The 18,276-nt window shown below is 70.1% G+C and carries 17 protein-coding genes; 7 read left to right on the forward strand and 10 right to left on the reverse strand.

Translation table 11 applies throughout. The features are described 5' to 3' along the window. Window positions 1–32: 32 nt before the first annotated feature. From FCN22_RS17930 to FCN22_RS17945, 4 genes are read left to right on the forward strand one after another with little or no spacing between them, the layout of a single operon-like run. Window positions 33–1,112 (forward strand): iron-siderophore ABC transporter substrate-binding protein, encoded by a 1,080-nt coding sequence (locus FCN22_RS17930; RefSeq protein ID WP_137122931.1) that lies wholly within the window; start codon window positions 33–35, stop codon window positions 1,110–1,112. Next, a complete protein-coding gene (locus FCN22_RS17935; RefSeq protein ID WP_238384820.1) occupies window positions 1,102–2,151 on the forward strand; it encodes a FecCD family ABC transporter permease in 1,050 nt (349 codons plus the stop codon). Before FCN22_RS17930 ends, FCN22_RS17935 begins: the two co-directional genes overlap by 11 nt. Further along, a complete protein-coding gene (locus tag FCN22_RS17940) occupies window positions 2,151–3,191 on the forward strand; it encodes a FecCD family ABC transporter permease (RefSeq protein ID WP_137122932.1) in 1,041 nt (346 codons plus the stop codon). Before FCN22_RS17935 ends, FCN22_RS17940 begins: the two co-directional genes overlap by 1 nt. Then, window positions 3,188–3,988 (forward strand): ABC transporter ATP-binding protein, encoded by an 801-nt coding sequence (locus FCN22_RS17945; protein WP_137122933.1) that lies wholly within the window; start codon window positions 3,188–3,190, stop codon window positions 3,986–3,988. Before FCN22_RS17940 ends, FCN22_RS17945 begins: the two co-directional genes overlap by 4 nt. 9 nt (window positions 3,989–3,997) lie before the next feature. Here FCN22_RS17945 and FCN22_RS17950 read toward each other — a convergent pair whose 3' ends face one another. The 3 genes from FCN22_RS17950 to FCN22_RS17960 are packed head-to-tail and all read right to left on the reverse strand — an operon-like array spanning window position 3,998 to window position 6,596. Next, window positions 3,998–4,867, reverse strand: coding sequence for a hypothetical protein (locus tag FCN22_RS17950; RefSeq protein ID WP_137122934.1), 870 nt, complete (start codon window positions 4,865–4,867; stop codon window positions 3,998–4,000). Further along, on the reverse strand, window positions 4,864–6,297 hold the full coding sequence (locus tag FCN22_RS17955; RefSeq protein WP_137122935.1) for a WXG100 family type VII secretion target: 1,434 nt from the start codon (window positions 6,295–6,297) through the stop codon (window positions 4,864–4,866). Before FCN22_RS17955 ends, FCN22_RS17950 begins: the two co-directional genes overlap by 4 nt. Continuing rightward, entirely contained in the window at window positions 6,294–6,596 is a 303-nt protein-coding gene (locus FCN22_RS17960) for a hypothetical protein (RefSeq protein ID WP_137122936.1), read from the reverse strand. The genes FCN22_RS17955 and FCN22_RS17960 overlap by 4 nt, the downstream gene beginning before the upstream one ends. Before the next feature lie 165 nt (window positions 6,597–6,761). On the opposite strand from FCN22_RS17960, the gene FCN22_RS17965 reads away from it, so the two are divergent. Then, window positions 6,762–7,229 (forward strand): hypothetical protein, encoded by a 468-nt coding sequence (locus tag FCN22_RS17965; protein WP_137122937.1) that lies wholly within the window; start codon window positions 6,762–6,764, stop codon window positions 7,227–7,229. A gap of 52 nt (window positions 7,230–7,281) precedes the next feature. Here FCN22_RS17965 and FCN22_RS17970 read toward each other — a convergent pair whose 3' ends face one another. Then, a complete protein-coding gene (locus FCN22_RS17970; protein WP_238384821.1) occupies window positions 7,282–7,806 on the reverse strand; it encodes a COG4315 family predicted lipoprotein in 525 nt (174 codons plus the stop codon). Between the two features lie 210 nt (window positions 7,807–8,016). On the opposite strand from FCN22_RS17970, the gene FCN22_RS17975 reads away from it, so the two are divergent. Together FCN22_RS17975 and FCN22_RS17980 are read left to right on the forward strand one after the other, a co-directional pair. Further along, window positions 8,017–8,808: an ABC transporter ATP-binding protein gene (locus tag FCN22_RS17975; protein WP_137122938.1), complete on the forward strand. Its 792-nt coding sequence runs from the start codon at window positions 8,017–8,019 to the stop codon at window positions 8,806–8,808. A 3-nt stretch (window positions 8,809–8,811) separates the two neighbouring features. Next, window positions 8,812–11,358 carry an ABC transporter permease gene (locus FCN22_RS17980; protein ID WP_137122939.1) on the forward strand — a complete coding sequence of 849 codons (2,547 nt, stop codon included), beginning with the start codon at window positions 8,812–8,814 and terminating at the stop codon, window positions 11,356–11,358. An 89-nt stretch (window positions 11,359–11,447) separates the two neighbouring features. Here FCN22_RS17980 and speB read toward each other — a convergent pair whose 3' ends face one another. The 6 genes from speB to FCN22_RS18010 all read right to left on the reverse strand — a co-directional run bounded on the left by speB (window position 11,448) and on the right by FCN22_RS18010 (window position 18,128). Continuing rightward, the gene (gene speB, locus FCN22_RS17985) at window positions 11,448–12,476 is read right to left on the reverse strand and encodes an agmatinase (RefSeq protein ID WP_137122940.1); all 1,029 of its coding nucleotides are present in this window, start codon (window positions 12,474–12,476) and stop codon (window positions 11,448–11,450) included. 105 nt (window positions 12,477–12,581) lie between these two features. Continuing rightward, window positions 12,582–13,967 carry an NAD(P)/FAD-dependent oxidoreductase gene (locus FCN22_RS17990; protein WP_137122941.1) on the reverse strand — a complete coding sequence of 462 codons (1,386 nt, stop codon included), beginning with the start codon at window positions 13,965–13,967 and terminating at the stop codon, window positions 12,582–12,584. Window positions 13,968–13,971: 4 nt separating this feature from the next. Next, a complete protein-coding gene (locus tag FCN22_RS17995; RefSeq protein WP_238384822.1) occupies window positions 13,972–14,835 on the reverse strand; it encodes an ABC transporter permease in 864 nt (287 codons plus the stop codon). Next, on the reverse strand, window positions 14,835–15,761 hold the full coding sequence (locus tag FCN22_RS18000; protein WP_137122942.1) for an ABC transporter permease: 927 nt from the start codon (window positions 15,759–15,761) through the stop codon (window positions 14,835–14,837). Before FCN22_RS18000 ends, FCN22_RS17995 begins: the two co-directional genes overlap by 1 nt. Continuing rightward, window positions 15,758–16,927 carry an ABC transporter ATP-binding protein gene (locus FCN22_RS18005; protein ID WP_137122943.1) on the reverse strand — a complete coding sequence of 390 codons (1,170 nt, stop codon included), beginning with the start codon at window positions 16,925–16,927 and terminating at the stop codon, window positions 15,758–15,760. The genes FCN22_RS18000 and FCN22_RS18005 overlap by 4 nt, the downstream gene beginning before the upstream one ends. Window position 16,928: 1 nt before the next feature. Beyond that, window positions 16,929–18,128: a polyamine ABC transporter substrate-binding protein gene (locus FCN22_RS18010; RefSeq protein ID WP_137122944.1), complete on the reverse strand. Its 1,200-nt coding sequence runs from the start codon at window positions 18,126–18,128 to the stop codon at window positions 16,929–16,931. Window positions 18,129–18,276: the final 148 nt, after the last annotated feature.

Consider the following 18,276-nt stretch of genomic DNA (forward strand, 5'->3'; position numbering starts at 1 on the left):
CCGGCCGGTAGTGCTCCCCCGAAAGGAAACCCATGTCCCTGTTCATCCGAGAGGGCGGTCGGCGCTCCAGCGTCGCGATCACGGGCCTCGCACTGGCGCTGGTCGCCCTCACCGCCTGCGGCTCGGTGAAGGACGCCCGCGATGCGGCCGCCCCCGCCGATGGCGCGAAACCGACCGCCACCACGGGCAACGCCGACGCCGGACCCTTCCCCGTGAGGATCAAGAGCGCGCTCGGGACCGCGGAGATCCCTGAACGGCCGGAGCGGGTCGTGACATTGGGCCAGGGGTCGACCGAGACCGCGATCGCGCTCGGCGTCATCCCGGTCGGGATCGAGAAGTACCCCTGGGGCAGCGACAAGTCCGGCTACCTGCCGTGGGTGCACGAGGCGGTGACCAAGGCGGGAGGCAAGCTGCCCGAGCAGTTCACCGGCGGCACCGAGCTGGACATCGAGGCTGTCCTGAGGCTGCACCCGGACGTCATCCTGGCGCCCTGGTCCGGCATCACCCAGGAGCAGTTCGACCTGCTGGGCGACATCGCACCGACGGTCGCCTACCCCGACAAGGCGTGGAGCACCAACTGGGACCAGCAGATCCGGACCATCGGCACGGCACTGGGCAAGGAGCAGGGGGCGACGCAGCAGATCGCCAAGATCAACGAGCGTTTCTCGCAGGTCCGCGCAGCACACCCCGAGTTCGCGAAGCACACCTTCGCCTACATCTACAACACCGGCCCCGGCACGCTCGGCGTCTTCCTGCCCGATGAGCAGCGGGTGGCGATGCTGCGCAAGATGGGTCTGCAGGTCGACCCGGTCGTGAACACCCTGCCCGAGTCGGAGGGCACCGACTCCTCCGTGCTCGGCCTGGAGAACGCCGACAAGCTGAAGAACGCGGACCTTCTGTTCACGTTCTACATGGACGTCAAGTCCCGCAAGCAGATCGAGTCCCAGCCGCTCTATGCGGGCATCCCTGCCATCAAGCGCGGCAGCCTGGTCACGAGCAACGACCGGCCGTTCGTCACAGCCTCCTCGATGATCAACCCGTTGACCGTCCCCTGGTCGATCGAGCGCTACGTCCCCATGATCAGCAAGGCGCTGCGCACCGTTGAGCGGTGACCTGCTCCTGCGGGCCCGCACCGGGTCCGCAGGACGGCAGACACGGCAACGCTCGCCCAGCCCGGGGGCGTTGCCGCTGGCGGCGTGCCTCGGGCTGCTCGGACTGGCGGTCCTGGCGAGCCTGGCCCTCGGCAGCAAGGCGGTCTCGCTGCCCGACGTCCTCGATGCCCTGCGGGGACAAGGCGATCCCTACCTGCGCAGCGTCGTCGACAGCCGCGTCCCGCGCACGGCCATCGGCATCCTGGCCGGGGCCTGCCTGGCGGTGTCGGGCGTGATCATGCAGGGCATCACCCGCAACCCGCTCGGCGATCCCGGGCTGCTCGGGGTCAACGTCGGTGCCGCCGCGAGCGTGGTCACCGCGTCCGCCTTCCTCGGCGTCGGCGGGGGCGCGAGCACGGTGTGGGTGGCCCTGGCCGGTGCCTTCCTCGCCATGCTGCTCGTCCACGTCGTCGGGTCCGGCCGCCACGGCGCGGCCCCGGTGCGGCTCGTCCTCGCGGGAGCGGTCCTGACTGCGGTGCTGAGCGCCTACGTCCAGGCGGTCACCCTGAGCCTCCCGGCGGTCTTCGACAACTACCGGTTCTGGGTGGTCGGCTCGCTCGCCGGCGCCAACGCCGACACGTCGCTGCAGGTCCTGCCGTTCGTGGTTGCCGGGCTGGTGGTGGCGGCAGTGCTCGCCGGGCCGCTCAATGTGCTCGCCCTGGGTGACGCCACCGCCACGGCCCTCGGCGCCCACCCCTCGCGCACCCGCCTCGCGGGAGTCGTCGCCGCCACGCTGCTCTGCGCCGCCTCGACCGCCGCGGTGGGGCCGATCGCCTTCGTCGGCCTGGCCGTGCCGCACATCGTGCGCTCGGTCGCGGGCAGCGACCACCGCTGGCAGCTGCCGCTCAGTCTGCTGCTCGGTCCGGCCCTGCTGCTGGCCGCGGACGTCGTCGGCCGGGTCGTCATCCGGCCGCAGGAGCTGATGGTCGGCGTCGTCACGGCCTTCATCGGAGCACCGGTGCTGCTGGTCGTGGTCCGGCGGATGCGGATGGCCACCTGATGTCGGCCACCGCGCCACGTCTGCTCCGCCTGGGCAACGCGGTAGCCGTGCCGGTCACGAGGCGGGGGATGACCTATGCCTGGTCCGTCACCGCCGTGGTGACGGTCCTCGCGGTCGCCACCCTCTCCCTCGGCGACCTGGGCGTGCCGCTGGACCACCTCCCCCGGGCCCTGACCGGTGGGGCGGACGGCGCCGAGGCGTTCGTCCTGGAGCGGCTGCGGGGACCACGACTGGTCGTGGCGGTCACCGCCGGGGCGGCGTTGGCCGTCTCGGGATCGCTCTTCCAGACCGTGACCCGCAACCCGCTGGCCAGTCCGGATGTCATCGGCCTCACGGCGGGGGCGGGTGCGGGGGCCACCGCGGCGAGCCTGTTCTGGTCCGGCGCGGTCCCGGTGCCGGTCGGAGCCGTGGCCGGGGCCGTGTCCGCGGCGATGCTGGTCCACCTCTCGACCGGTCGCGGGTTCTCCTCACCGAGCCACGTGATCATCGCCGGGATCGGCGTGGCCGCCATGGCGCTGGCCCTGATCCAGTACGTCGTGCTCGTCGGGATGCGCGACCAGTCCGCCGCCCTGGCCGGCTACCTGGCGGGAAGCCTGTCGGCCCGTTCGTGGCAGCACGCGGCGCTGGTCGGGGCGGCCCTGCTCCTGCTGCTTCCCGCAGCAGCGCTGATGGGCCAGCGCCTGCGGCTGATCGAGATGGGAGACGAGCTCGCCGACGCCCTCGGCGGCGAGGCCCACCGCACCCGGTTCTGGTCACTCGTCGTGGCGATCGCCCTGGCGGCGGCAGCCGTCGCGGTGGCCGGTCCGATCTCCTTCGTCTCGCTCACCGCGCCCCAGGTCGCCAAACGGATCACGCGCGCCCCGGGTGCCGCGGTGTTCAGCACCGCCCTCACCGGATCGCTCATCCTCGTGGTCGCCGACCTGGCGGGACAGCAGGCGCCGGTGGTCCGGGACCTCCCGGTCGGCATCCTGACCGCCGGAGTCGGCGGTCTCTACCTCGGTTTCCTGCTCGTGCGGGAGTGGAAGAAGGGAACGTTGTGAACAGTGGTCTGGAGGCGCGCGACCTCACGCTCTGCTACGACGACCGCGTCGTGTGTCACGAGCTGTCGCTGCAGATCCCCGACGACCGCTTCACCGCCATCATCGGACCCAATGGCTGCGGCAAGTCGACGCTGCTCAAGGCTCTCGCGCGGACCCTGAGGCCGTCCTCCGGGCAGGTGCTGCTGGACGACCGGCCCATCGGCGCCCGAGGGAGCAGGGAGGTCGCCCGCCGGGTGGCACTGCTGCCGCAGAACCCGGTGGTGCCGGACGCCATCCGGGTCCGCGACCTGGTCGCGCGGGGACGTTATCCCTACCACTCGCTGTGGCGCCAGTGGAGCCCGGGCGACCGGGCAGCGATCGACGAGGCCGTCGAGCTGACCGGGGTCGGCGACCTGTTGGAGCGACCGGTCGCGGAGCTGTCGGGGGGCCAGCGCCAGCGCGTCTGGCTCGCGATGGTGCTGGCACAGCAGACCCGGACGCTGCTGCTCGACGAACCCACGACGTTCCTCGACATCGCCCACCAGTTCGACCTGCTCGAGCTGTTCGCCCGGCTGCAGCGAGACGGCCGGACGGTGGTCGCGGTGCTGCACGACCTGGGCCAGGCGGCCCGGTTCGCCGACCACCTCGTCCTGATGAAGGGCGGGGCCGTCGTGGCCGAGGGTGAGCCCGAGGAGGTGCTCACCCCCGACCTGCTGGCCGACGTCTTCGGGTTGCGTTCCGTGGTGGTGCCGGATCCGCTCACCCGCACCCCGATGGTGGTGCCGGTGCCGTCGAGCGTTCCCGTCGGCACCGCGTGAGGCCCTGGTCTAGCCCGGCGTCATCGCCTCCTCGACGGCGAGCGCCCGGTTGACGAGGCCCTCCGCCTCGACCACCAGTGCCTCGACCAGCCGGCCCACCTGCGTGGGCTCCACCGGCTCGAGAATGACCGCCCCGCCCGCACCGAACTGGTTGCGGCTGAGCCAACTGCCCGCATGGCCGAGGAAGAAGCCCAGGAGCTCGCCCGGCCCCTCATCGAGCAGGTGACGGACCGTGGCGTCGATGTTGACGGACGCCTGCTCGAGGACGGCCGGCACCGCGGGTGGTTCGTCGTCCGGCCCCGGTCCCTGCTCACCCGCCCAGCCCGAGGTCAGCGCGACCGGTTCGCCCGAGCCGGCGACCGCGCCGTCCGGCACGAGGAACTCCTGGAGACAGGCCCGCAGCCGATCCCGCTCCAGCCAGCCGAATCGGTGCAGCCCACCCTCGAGGACGTCCTCGACGAGGACGAACCGGTCGACCACGTGGGCATACCGCAGCACACACTCGTCGTCGACGGTGCGCTGCAGACACAGCAGCACCGGAGCGCCGTCGCGGATGTCGGCCAAAAAGGCCAGTCCTGCGGCCATCTCCACCTCCGGCCGGCCGTCCTCCCGCGGCTCGCGCGTCGGTGGCGCTGCCACGATCACCCCCCGAGCGAGCAGGGACCGGTATGCCGTGTGCAGGACCGTCGTTCGCTCGTCGTCGGGCACCTGGTCGAGGTAGGGGCTGGCCACGAGGCCCTCGAGGTTGCCGAAGAGCACGGCCGTCTCCTCGTCGGTCAGCTCGATCAGCGTCTCGGGCGCAGCGGAACCGGCCTCACCGCCGCGCGCTGCACCGCTGCCGTCGGCACCGGTGTGCGGGCTCTCCTCGGCGTCGGTCATCCGCCGGCTCCGAAGGAGGCCCGGCAGACCAGCGGATAGACAGGTTTGAGCAATGGCGATGGGGCCCAGCTCGGCCAGAAGCGCGCGCCCGGACACGTCTCCCGGTCCTTCCAGAACTCCGTCAACCGGTCCACCGGCCCTGGACGGACCGCCACGGGTCCCAAGGTCTTCGGGACGCCGCTCAGCTCCTGCCGCCAACGAGCGCCGGACTCCCCAGCTCGACGCAGGGCCCCGAGTGCATCGGGGCTGATGGTGGCGACCCCCTGGAGCAGGACTCCGCTCTTGCGCACGCCCGCCTTCCACACCTCCTGGTGCAGGTGCGCGAACGACCTGGCCAGCGACACCCCTCGTCGGAACGCGGCCACCTGCGTTCGGACGATCTGCTCACCCACCCGCCTCGCGGCCCGGTACGTCTTCACCGCGGCGGAACGGAGCTGCGCCCTGTGGTCATGGGCCCAGTTGCCGGCCTTCCACGCGTTGTGGGCGAGCAGGATGCCTCCGACCGTGAGTCCCACCGGTGGGTAGGCGACGATCGGCGTCACTCCGACGATCGCCGCTCCAGCCGCCAGCCCACCCAGCACGCGCGTCGTGGTGCCGCGCCAGCCCGTGTAGCCGGCCCCGGTGGCCGCGTCGCTCACTCCGCGGTAGAAGGTCAGGGCAGGCGTCAGCTTGGCCAGCAGCCTGGCGGCCCGGGACAACCGACGGGCCGGGCCCGCGAGGTGCGAGAACGGACCGTGGGTGATCTTCCTCAGCTGCTCCCCAGCACCCCTCAGGTGCCGGACCTGACGCCACAGGTCGCGGACCTCCAGCGCCTGTCGAGCCCCGGCCAGGTGCCGCAGGAAGGAGGCGTAGGTGTCAACCTGCCGGATGACCTTGACCGCCTTGCCGATGGCCCGCGCCGGAGCCGTGGCGTCGTCCACCCACGACAGGATGTCCGGAACGAGGCGGGACCTGTCGAGGACAGAGCGGAATCGCCGCGCCGCCGCGACCTGCTCGTGCACCACGTCCTCCCCCGCACTGGTGAGGGCGCGCACCAGAGCCGCCGCCACCGCGACCGGATCGGGATCGCGCCGGCCGGTGCCTGAACCCCTTCCCTCGGGCACGCACCGGGCGACCCGCAAGTCCTGTTCTGCCGCGTCCCGTCGGCGAGCGAGCTCGCCGGCTCGGCGCTGCGCCGAGTCCAGTTCGGAGGCATACCGCTGCGTGGCAGCGGCGATCTCGGACAGTCCGTCCCCGGCTGCGCCGAGTGCGCGCACCGCCCGTCCCGACGCCGCCACGAAGCGCACCGACGCGGTGCCCTGCCAGGCAGAGTCCGTCCTCCGCGCGTGACGCCGAACGGTCCGGGCCGCCTCATGCAGGTGCGCAGAGCGGTCGGAGAGCGTGCGGGCCGAGACCCGCAACGCCTGGGGATCGCCGGCGACCGCGGTCACTCCCGCCCTCTTCCGAGAACTCCGGCGACCTCTGCCTCGGCGAACCGGTATCCGCGGGCAGCAGCGACCGCCGCGACGCCGAGCCCGGACGTGCCCGCGCCGAGCCCGTCCAGATCATGGCCCCAGCGCCGGGACGCGGCCGTCGCGGACTGCGCGACGGCCGCGTCGCCCCCCGCCCCCGCCACGGACGTCAGCGCCCTGGCCACTTCTGCGGCCACCCGTGCGACATGGCTGCCCACTGCCTGCACGCCGTTCCCACCGGCACGAACTTCGGCCGGGTCGACCGCCCACCTGCTCACGGTGATCCCCTTTCGACGCGGCCAACCTAGGCCGATCACGCGTCTCCCCGCTGGGGTTGTCCACAGGCGATCGTCCTACGCCGCCCAGCGCAATATTCACGGCCTGAAAGGTGATAAATTGGGCGGCAGAGTCGCCACACCGTGCAACCAGGAGAAGCCCGCCCCATGTCCGCAGCACTACAGGCCGTGTTGGTCGGCCTCCTCGTCCTCGCCGCGTCCGTCTGGATCGGCGGCTTCGTCATGCTCATGGTGGTCAGCCGGGCCTCCCGCGCTTCCCTGGAGGAGGCGCCACGGGTTGCGCTCTTCCGCCAGGTGGGCCGCACCTTCCTGCCGATCGCCATCGTCGCCATGGTCGTGGCCCTGATCACCGGCGGCGTGCTGCTCGGCGCCAGGACCTGGGACGGTCTCGCGACCGCGTTGGTGATCCTCGTCGCAGCGGTGATCGTGGCGACAGGCCTGGGGGTGCGGCAGGCCCGGGCCATGACGAAGCTGCGTCGGCAGGCCCTCGTCGGCGAGGGCGCGCTCGCCACCCGGGTCGAGACCGGCGCTCGCCACGCCACAGCCTTGCGCACCGTGATCGGTCTGCTCGTCCTTGCTCTTTACGTGGTCGCCGTGGTGACCGCAACCCACTGACTCCGCTTCCCGGCACCGCGCGCCACGCCTTACGAGCCTTCGTTTGCTCGGTTCAGTAGTTGTATCCGCCCGCACCGCTTCCGGTGGCCGGGCTCGACGCGCCGGCCGGCCGCACGGCGTGCCAGGTGAACCGCCTGCCGCCGAAGCTGTCCTTCGCCCCGTCACCGGCCACCTGCCCCGCGCCCTTGTCGAACGCGAAGGAGTAGACGGGTATGCCGTCGTAGGTCACCTGGTGTCGGCCGTCCGGTCGGTCGACCGTGCCGAGGGTGCCGGTCACGCCCGCCCCGGCCTTCGGCCGGCCGGTCACCACCAGCGGCATCCAGACCTTGAGGCAGGAGCCGGTGCACCGCAGTGCGCCGGCCGACTCACGGTTTGCCTCGTAGAGCGTGAGCCCCTGGTCGTCGACCAGCACGCCTCCCTTGACCGACACCGTCGACGCGGTGGGTGCGTTCGCCGCGGGGCTTCCCATCGAGGTGTTCGCCGCCCCTGTCGCACCTGCGCCGTTCGTGCCACACGCCGCTGCGCCGAGCACGAGCGCGCCGCCCACCATCACCTGCCAGATCCTTTGACTCCGCAACGGATCCACCTCCTTCGACACCGTGGACACGAACGCGGGCGAAGTCCGGTTCACGCCGATCGCCGAACCGCCGATCACCGGTGCACGGGGGTCCACCCGGCCCGTCAATCCCTGACATCCGTCATGGCCGAATCGGGACAAAAACGTGTGTGCCCAGCAGGCGCCCTCGCCTACGCTTGCCGACAAGCCAACTGACTCGGGAGAACACGCATGACCACGATCGCAGCACGCGCGACCGCCCTCACGAAGGTCTACGGAAAGGGCGACGCGGAGGTTCGAGCACTCGACGGCGTCTCGCTGGAGATCGGCTCCGGCGAGTTCACTGCCGTGATGGGCCCGTCCGGCTCCGGCAAGTCCACCCTGATGCACTGCCTGGCCGCGCTCGACACGGTCAGCTCCGGGGAGATCCACATCGGCGACACGAACATCGCGGGTCTCTCTGACAAGAAGCTGACCGAGCTGCGCCGTGACGACATCGGTTTCGTCTTCCAGTCGTTCAACCTGGTGCCGACGCTCAGCGCGCAGGAGAACATCCTGCTGCCGCTGTCGATCGCCGGACGCCAGCCGGAAGCAGAGTGGTTCGACACCGTGATCGAGGCGGTCGGCCTGCGCGACCGGTTGGGCCACCGGCCGAGTGAGATGTCGGGTGGACAGCAGCAGCGGGTCGCCTGCGCCCGGGCCCTGATGAGCCGGCCCTCGATCGTCTTCGCGGACGAGCCCACGGGCAACCTCGACTCCACCTCGGGTGCCGAGGTGCTCGGCTTCCTGCAACGTAGCGTGCGTGACTTCGGGCAGACGATCGTGATGGTGACGCACGACCCGGTCGCGGCGTCATACACCGACCGCGTCGTGTTCCTCGCCGACGGCAGGCTGGTGGACGAGCTCCACGCACCGACCGCCGACTCGGTGCTGGAACGCATGTCCCAGATCCAGCTGCGGCACAACCGACAGGGCCCCGTCGAGTTCCAGGACGCGGCGCTCGCGGGCGAGCCGGAGTCCTGAACCGTGCTCAAAGTCACGTGGCGCAACCTCTTTGCGCGCAAAATCCGTCTGGTCCTCAGTGGTTTCGCCATCGTCATCGGCGTCGCGTTCGTCGCCGGCTCGCTGGTCTTCACCGACACGATGTCCAAGAGTTTCGACGACATCATCAAGGGAGGGACCTCCGACGTCACCGTCCGTCCCGCGGGGCAGGACAACTGGAGCGGTGACAGTGCACTGATCGACACCCGGGCCATCCCTGCCCGGACGTTGCAGTCCCTCGAGTCGGTGCCCGGTGCGGCCCGTGTGGACGGCACGGTCAGCAGCCAGAGCCTCTTCGTCATCGGCACCAACGGCAAGGTGGTGGGGGGCACCGGCGCCCCCACGCTGAGCTTCAACTACAACGACGCACCCTCGATCACCGGAAAGCCATCGGTGCTCATCTCACAGGGGCACGCACCACACGGCGCGCACCAGGTGGCGCTCGACCCCACCACCGTCGACAAGGCGGGATACGCGCTCGGGGACACGGTGCAGATGATCAGCTCCGGCGACCGACCGCACGTCACGGCGAAGCTCGTCGGCATCGGCCAGTTCGGAGGCGGAGGTCTCGCCGGGGCGTCCCTCGTGCTCTTCGACACCCACACCGCCCAGCAGCTCTTCTTCGGTGGCCGCGACGTCTATTCATCCGTGGCGTTGACCGCCCAGGACGGAGTGAGCCAGCAGCAGCTGGCCCACGAAGCCTCAGAGAAGCTGCCGTCCGGACTGGAGGCCGTGACCGGTGACGTGGTCGCAAAGGAGACCCAGGACCAGATCGCCACGGTGCTGAACTTCCTGAACATCTTCCTGCTCGTCTTTGCCGCGATCGCCCTCGTCGTGGGCACCTTCCTGATCATCAACACCTTCTCGATCCTCGTGGCACAGCGCAGCCGCGAGCTGGCCCTCCTACGCGCACTCGGTGCTGCCCGTCGGCAGGTCACCCGGTCTGTGCTCCTGGAGGCCCTGGTCGTCGGTTTCATCGGCTCGACCCTCGGCCTGCTGGGTGGATTCGGGCTGGCCGCAGCTCTCAAGGCCGTGTTCGCGACCTTCGGGCTCGACCTGTCCGCGACAGCGCTGGTGTTCTCGGCGCGCACGGTCGTCGTCTCCTACCTGGTCGGCCTGCTCGTCACGATGTTCGCCGCCTACCTGCCTGCGCGCCGCGCGGCCAGCATCGCCCCCGTCGCGGCGATGCGTGACGACATCGCCCTGCCCGAGTCGTCGATCCGCCGTCGGTTGGTGGTCGCCGGTGTGCTCGGCGTCATCGGGATCGGCCTGATGGCAGGCGGCCTCGCCGGCAGCGGGGGCAGCGGCGCCGCGCTCGTGGGAGTGGGCGTCTTCGCCATACTGATCAGCGTCGCGCTGATGAGCCCGGTGCTGGGCAGGCCCGTGCTGCGCGCTCTGGGCGTGGTCTACCGGCGTGCCTACGGGACCGTCGGCAGTCTCGCCACCGAGAACTCCCTGCGCAACCCCCGGCGCACGGCCGCCACGGCCTCCGCACTCATGATCGGGATGGCGCTCGTCACCACGATGTCCGTGCTCGGTGCGTCGGTCAACAAGTCCATCGACGTCAGCGTCAAGAAGGAGTTCACCGCCGACTACCTGGTGTCCAACGCGATCGGCCAGCCGTTCTCGACCAAGATCGCCGAGCAGGTGCGTGACACCGACGGCGTCGCCAAGGTGGCGCAGCTGCAGTGGCTGTCGGCCAAGGTCGATGGTCAGTCGCTCAATCTCACCGCCTCGGACCCCGGTGAGCTCCGGTCGATCTTCGATGTGCCGGCCCGCAGCGGAACGATGGACGTGCGGGACGGGCAGATCGCCCTCTCGGGGGATGCCGCGAAGAAGTTGCACGCCGGGGTCGGCGACACCATCTCCATGGCGTTCCCGACCGGCACCCAGAAGGCACAGGTCGTCGGCGTGTTCACCTCCTCGAACGTGTTGGGCAGCTCCCTGGTCCCGTTCTCCACCGTCGAGCGGGCCAGGTTGCCACGTTTCGACAGCTCCGTCGCGGTGAACGCCGACTCACCAGCCGACGTCGCCGCTGTCGGCAACCGGCTCGACGCCCTGACGCAGGATGTCCCGACCGTGACGGTCCAGTCGCAGCAGGAGTTCTCCGACGCCCAGCGTGCTGGCGTCGACCAGCTGCTCTACCTGATCTACGCCCTCCTCGGGCTGGCCATCATCATCGCCGTGCTGGGCATCATCAACACGTTGGCGCTGAGCGTGATCGAGCGCACGCGAGAAGTTGGCCTGCTGCGGGCCGTCGGCCTCAGCCGGCGTCAGCTGCGTCGCATGGTGCGGTTGGAGTCGATCGCGATCGCCGTCCTGGGCGCGGTGCTCGGAGTCGTGATGGGGCTGGTCTTCGGCGTCGTCCTGCAACGAGCCGTCGCCGATCAAGGCATCACCGAACTCGCCGTTCCCGGGCTGCAACTGGTGGTCTTCATCGTGCTTGCCGCCGTGGTGGGCGTCCTGGCCGCGGTGCTGCCGGCCCGGCGGGCCGCCAAGCTCAACGTCCTGCGAGCCATCACCACCGAGTAGCACCGGCCGCAGTGATACTGCCGCAGCTCCTCCGCGGCAGGGTCGCTTCCCTGCATCATCGCCGCTGGTCGTTGCTGCCGCCGAGCGACTCAGGACCCGGGGATCGGCCGGTTCGCGAGCAGGGGCTGTGCAGGGTCCCACCGGGTGCCGTCGCGCTCGTCCTGACGCCTGCGCGCGATCGCCGAGAGTGCTTCGAGCACCACGCGGTTGGCCAGCGCAGCCGTGATGTCGGCGTGGTCGTAGGGAGGGCTCACCTCCACGACGTCCATACCGACCACGGGCAGCTCCAGGCAGATCCGGCGGACCGAGTCGAGCAGCTGGCGGGCGGAGAAACCGCCCGGCTCCGGCGTGCCGGTCCCGGGGGCGTGGCCCGGGTCGCAGACGTCGATGTCGACCGACAGGAAGACGCCCTCGCACTCGTCGGTCGCGATCTCGAACACCTCGGTGAGGCACGCCTCGAGCCCCCGGTGGCCGATCTCTGTCATCTCGTAGGACCGCATCCGCTGCCCGGCCATCCAGCCCAGAGTCTCCGGCTCGGGCCAGTAGCCACGCAGTCCGATCTGCAGGAAACGGTCGCCGCGCAACGCCCCGGACTCGATCAGGCGACGCATCGGCTGACCGTGCCCCCACAGGGAGCCGAACGTGATGTCGCCGGTGTCGGCGTGGGCATCAAAGTGGATCATCGAGATCCGGCCGTGGCCCAGCACGTTGGCCACGCCCTTGGCGTCGGGGAAGGCGATGGAGTGGTCACCCCCGAGCACCACCGGGATCGCGCCCGCCCGGGTCACCCGCTCGATCACCGCCTCGAGGGCGGGCAGCGCCACCTCGATGTCGCCGGGGGTCATCTCCACGTCGCCCGCATCGACGACGCGCAGGTCCTGCAACGCGTCCGTGCGCAGCGCCAGACTCGGTCGCGAGCCGTCGTGGGGCAGGTAGTCGGTCCCCCGGATGGCCATCGGCCCGAAGCGCGTCCCCGGGCGGTGTGAGGTGCCCCCGTCGAACGGTGCACCGACGATCACGACGTCCGCATCGGCATACGACTCGGGGTCCTCGAGGTCGCAGCGTGGAACCCCCAGGAAGGTGAAGTCCGGCCCGAACTGCTGCCCGTAGCGACTCATCGGCTCGTCCCTGCTCTCATTGGAAGGGGTGCTCTCTGACCACGATCGACCCTACTGGGTGGTCACCGCCCCCGGCGCGAAGCCTGACCCCCCACCCGGGAGGAGTCAGGAGTCGAAGCCGAGGCCGAGGCGGTCGAGGGTACGCAACCAGACGTCGCGCCGTCCCTCGTGTGCATCGGCGCGCGCGATGCTGCGACGAGTGAGCTGGATCCCGGCCCATCGCACCGGTTCCGGCGGCCACGGCACCGGTTTGCGACGCACCATCGCGAGGCCGGTCCGTTCGTTGTCACGGCCGGCCAGCAGGTCCAGGGAGACCTGGGCCCCGAACCGCGTCGCCCCGACTCCCAGCCCGGTGTAGCCGAGCACGGAGGCCACTTTGCCGCCGCAGGCCCGGTGCCACGAGGCGCTGAACCGGGTTGAGGTGTCGATCGCCCCGCCCCACGTGTGTCCGATGCGCACCCCCTCGAGCGCAGGGAAGGTCTCGACGAGGTGCCTGTAGAGCATCCGTTCGGTCTCGGGGCGGCGCTCCCGGCGCGGCGACAGGTCGGAGCGGAAGTAGTAGAGCGCGTCGTAGCCGCCGAAGACCAGCCGGTCGTCGGCGGTCAACCGGTAGTAGTGGAACTGGTTGCCGGCGTCGCCGACGCCCTCCCGGCCCTCCCAGCCCAGCGACGAACGCTGCTGCGCGCTCAGCGGTTCCGTGGCGATCAGGTGATCCCACACGGGCACGACGAAGGCCCGGTGGCGGCGCACCGGCGACGGGAAGACATTGGTGCCGAGGACGGCCTGGCGTGCGCGCACCGTCCCGTGCGGCGTCGCCAGCTCCACCCGGTCGCCGGCATCGCGCACGCCGGTCACGCGGGTGCCCTCGTGCAGGGACGCCCCCCGCTCTTCGACGGCTGCCGCCAGTCCCCACGCCAGCCGGGCGGGGTGCACCATGGCGACGCCCCTGCCGTCGAACAAGCCCCCGCGGTAGGTCGGTGAGCTCACCCGGGCACGGGTCTCCTCGGGCCCGAGGAGCTCGGGTTGCTCGCCGAGTCGGCGCAGGGCCTCCGCGTCCTCACGCAGTCCCTGCAGCTGCCAGTCGGCCACGGCGACGTCGAGTTCGCCCGTCCGCTCGAAATCGCAGTCGATCCCGAGCTCGTCGACCGCCTGCGCGATGGCGTCGAGGTTCTCCAGGCCGAGTCGGTGCAGCAACGGCATCTCGTCGGGCCAGCGGGCCATTCCGTTGCCGACGCCGTGGGTCAGGCTGGCGGCACAGAACCCACCGTTGCGTCCGGTCGCTGCTGCCCCGATCCGTCCCGCCTCGAGCAGCACCACCGAACGGTGGGGTTCCTCGTCGAGGGCGAGCAGCGCGGTCCACAGACCGGTGAAGCCACCACCGACCACCGCGAGGTCGGCGGTCGTGTCCCCGATGAGCGGGGGACGCGCTGCCGGCCGCGCCGGGTCGTCCAACCACAACGGGGTCGACGACGCACCGTCGAGCTCACTCATCGCGTCACGCGGCCGACCGGCGACGGCGTGCGCCGATAACCTGCCCGACCGCGACGGCGATCAGTGCGACAAGGAACATGATCGTCCCGATCACGTTGATCTGCACGGGAGTTCCACGCTGGGCCGCGCCCCAGATGTACATCGGGAAGGTCACGTCGGAGCCGGCGTTGAAGTTGGTGATGATGTAGTCGTCGAAGGACAGCGAGAAGGCAAGCAGCGCGCCGGCCGCGATGCCCGGCGCCACCAGCGGCAGAGTCACCCGCAGGAAGGTCTGCCGCTCGTTGGAGTAGAGGTCGGCCGCCGCCTCCTCCAGGTTGGGGTCGAGGCCCGCTACCCGTGCCTTCACGGTGACGATCACAAACGACACGCAGAACATCACGTGCGCGATGATGATCGTCCACGCGCCGAGCGGGAACCGCAGCCCGATGAAGAGGGTCAGCAGGCTGGAGCCCATGACGACCTCGGGGGTGGCCATCGGCATGAAGATCAGCAGGTTGATCAACGCGCGGCCCCGGAACCGGTGCCGGGTCAGCGCGAAGGCCGCGAGCGTCCCGAGGATGGTGGCCAGGATCGTGGCGGTGACCCCGATCTTGAGGCTGAGCCCCAGGGCCGAGCACATCCCCGGTGCCCCGCAGGGATGCAGCCACGCGTCGAGCGAGAACGCCGACCACGAGTAGTTGAACCGGCCCGTGGGGTTGTTGAACGAGAAGATCACCACGATGAGGTTGGGCAGCAGCAGGTAGATGAACGCCAGCGTGCCGAGCACCACGATGATGTTGCGGCGCAGCCAGGCCAGGGGGCCACGCTGCGAACGGCCCGTCGTCCGCATCCGGGTCGGGGCGGCGGGGGAACGCGTCGAGACGGACATCAGACCAGCTCCTCGGTGCCGGATCTCCGGACGTAGGTCATGACGATGGCGAGGATGATGATGAGCAGGATGAACGACATCGTCGCCGCCTGCGGATAGTCGAGCACGCGCAGGAACTGCCCGTCGATGACCTGGCCGATCATGGTCGAGCGGGTGTTGCCCAGCAGCACCGAGTTGATGTAGTCGCCGGCCGCCGGGATGAAGGTCAGCAGGGTGCCGGCCACGACGCCCGGCATCGACAGCGGCAGGGTGACTCGCCGGAACGCGGTGAAGGGCCGGGAGTAGAGGTCGCCGGCGGCCTCGAGCAGCCGGTGGTCGAGCCGGTCGAGGCTGGCGTAGAGCGGAAGCACCATGAACGGCAGGAAGTTGTAGGTCAGCCCCGCGATCACGGCAAACGGTGTCGCGAGCAGCGTGTCCTTGTCGGTGAGGTGCAGCCACTGCAGCAGGTCGGTCAGGTGGGTCTGCTGGAAGAACCACACGACCGGCCCACCGCTGGACAGGATCGTCTTCCACGCCAGCGTGCGGATCAGGAAGCTGGTGAAGAAGGGGGCGATGACCAGCACGAGCAGGATGTTCTTCCAGCGCCCGGACTTGTGCGCGATCATGTAGGCGAGCGGGTAGCCGATCAGCAGCGCCGCGATGGTCGCCAGCGCCGCGAAGCCGATCGACCGCGCGTAGTGCGGCCAGTAACCCCGCAGCGTCTCCCAGTAGATGCTGAAGTTCCACGTCAGCTTCGTGCCGTCCTCGAACGAGCCGGTCTGCAACGACTGGGAACCCAGGAAGACCATCGGCACGACGAAGAAGATCAGCAGCCACGCCATGCCAGGCACCAGCAGCCAGTATGGCGTGAGCCGCCGCTTCTCCGGCCGGTCCGGCGCGGTCTTGGTGCGGCCCCCGGCGCCACCCAGGGAGCCGATGGCACTCATCGGGCGCCGCCGAGTGCCGGCACGGGGGTGTCGTCGTCGCCGACCCGCTGGGCTCCGGCGAAGGCGTCCTGGGCGGCGTCCAGCGCGAACCCGTGCTGCGGCACCCACGAGACCTGCACCTGGTCGCCGTCGCGCAGCAGCGCGCTGCCGTCGTTCTGGGCCACCACGGTGATCGCCTGCCCCCAGGCCAGGCGGACCAGGTACTGCGTCGAGACCCCGGTGAAGGACGCGTCGAGGACCACACCGTCCAGGTGGTTGCGGCCCGCCCCGTCCGCACCGCCCGCCAGCCCGATCCGCAGCTTCTCCGGCCGGACCCCGAGCCACACCTTGCCGTCCTGACGGGTGGACCGGTCTCCGGGCAGGGCGAGCTTGTGCCCACCGACCTGGACCACGAGGTCGCCACCGACCCGATCCGAGATCTCGCCGGCGAGCAGGTTGGACTGGCCGAGGAAGTTGGCCACGAAGGTCGATGCCGGACGTTCGTACAACTCTGTGGGGTGGCCGAGCTGCTCGATGACCCCGGCGTTCATGACCGCGATGGTGTCGGCCATCGTCATGGCCTCCTCCTGGTCGTGCGTGACGTGCACGAAGGTGAGACCCACCTCCTCCTGGATCTTCTTCAGCTCCAGCTGCATCTGGCGGCGCAGCTTGAGGTCGAGCGCACCCAGCGGCTCGTCGAGCAGGAGCACCGCCGGGTGGTTCACCAGGGCCCTGGCCAGGGCCACGCGCTGCTGCTGACCGCCGGAGAGCTGGGCCGGCTTGCGACCGGCCAGGTGGCCGAGCTCAACCAGCTCCAACCCCTCCTTCGCCGTCTTCGTCGCGTCGGCGACCTTGCGCCGCTTGAGGCCGAAGGCGACGTTGTCGAGGACCGTCATGTGCGGGAACAGGGCATAGTTCTGGAAGACCGTGTTGACCGGCCGCGCATACGGCTTGGCCTCGGTGATGTCCTCCTCCCCGATCGAGATCGTGCCCGCGGTGGGCCGTTCGAGGCCGGCCACCATCCGCAGCGTCGTGGTCTTGCCGCAACCCGACGCGCCCAGCAGGGCGAAGAACGACCCCTGCGGGATGGTGAGCGACAGGTCGTCGACGGCCGTGAAGTCACCGAACCGCTTGGTGACGTTGGTGAGGCACAGGTCGCCCTGGCCCTCGGACGTGGGCGTTGGCATGTCAGCCTCCGATCAGGGCCTGGAAGGCCCGGTTGAACTCGGTGTCCTGCTGGGCGGAGACGCCCTGGAAGACGTGCGACGTGGATCGCACCTTGGCGTCCGGGAAGATCAGCGGGTTCTTCGCGACGTCCGGGTCCTCCTTGACCAGGATGTCCTGCACGCCGACGACCGTGGGGATGTAGTTGACGTAGTCCTCGACCTCGGCGGCGATCTTCGGCTGGTAGTACCAGTTGATGAGCTTCTCCGCGTTGGTCTTGTGAGCCGCCTGGTTGGGGATGAAGAAGTTGTCGGACCACAGCATGTGCCCCGCCTTCGGCAGCACGTAGCCCAGGTGCGGGTTGTCGGCCTGGAGCTGGACGACGTCGCCGGTCCACGCCATACAGGCGGCTATGTCACCTGCAGCGAGGCCCTGGCCGTACTCGTTGCCGGTGAAGCCCTGGATCTGCCCGGCGGCCTTCGCATCTCGCAGCACGTCGATCGCGTCGTAGAACTCGGACTCCTGGAAGTCGGAGGGGTCCTTGCCCATCGCCAGCATGGTCAGGCCGACCGTGTCGCGCAGCTCGGTGAGCAGCGTGACCTTGCCCTTGAGCCGCTTGTCGTGCAGCAGCTGGTCGACGCTGGTGACCTTGACCCCGTCGGTGGCCTTGGGGTTGTAGGCAACTCCCGTGAAGCCGCTCTGCCAGGGGATGGAGAACTTGCGGCCCTTGTCGAACGAGACGTTCAGCAGCGTGGGCTCGAGGTTCTTGAGGTTGGGGATGTTGCCGTGGTCGATCTCCTGCGCCCAGGTCAGGCGGATCATCCGCTCGATCATCCAGTCGGTGACCACCACGAGGTCGCGCCCGGTGTCACGCCCGGCTGCCAGCGCCGGCTTGAGCTTGGCGAAGATGACGTCGTTGTCCGTGACGTCCTCGGTGTAGCGGACGGTGATCCCCGTCGCCTTCTTGAACTGGTCGAGGCTGGGGTGCCGCTGCGTCTTGTCGTTGACGTCGACGTACTCGGGCCAGTTGGACCAGTCGACGACCTTCTGGCCCGAGGACAAGTCGGTTGCGGCGCGCGCGTCGAGCCCGTACTTCTCCAGCCCCGGGGTCGAGCAGGCCGACAGCGCGGCCGCAGACCCGAGCCCGAGGACGCCGCCGAGGAAGCGGCGGCGGGTGAGGCCCCGCAGGAGTGGCGCCGAGGGGGCGCTATCAGGAGTGCCCATGGACCAGCCTCCACTTCATCGGCATTGCAGGTGCCCCACGACGGCGCGCCGAACCCACGGCGGGTGCGATGACCATGTCAGGACTCGATGTTGGCCATGACGTGCTTGATCCGGGTGTAGTCCTCGAAGCCGTACATGGACAGGTCCT

This window comes from Segeticoccus rhizosphaerae, from assembly GCF_005222685.1.
GTDB classification, from domain to species: Bacteria; Actinomycetota; Actinomycetes; order Actinomycetales; family Dermatophilaceae; genus Segeticoccus; species Segeticoccus rhizosphaerae.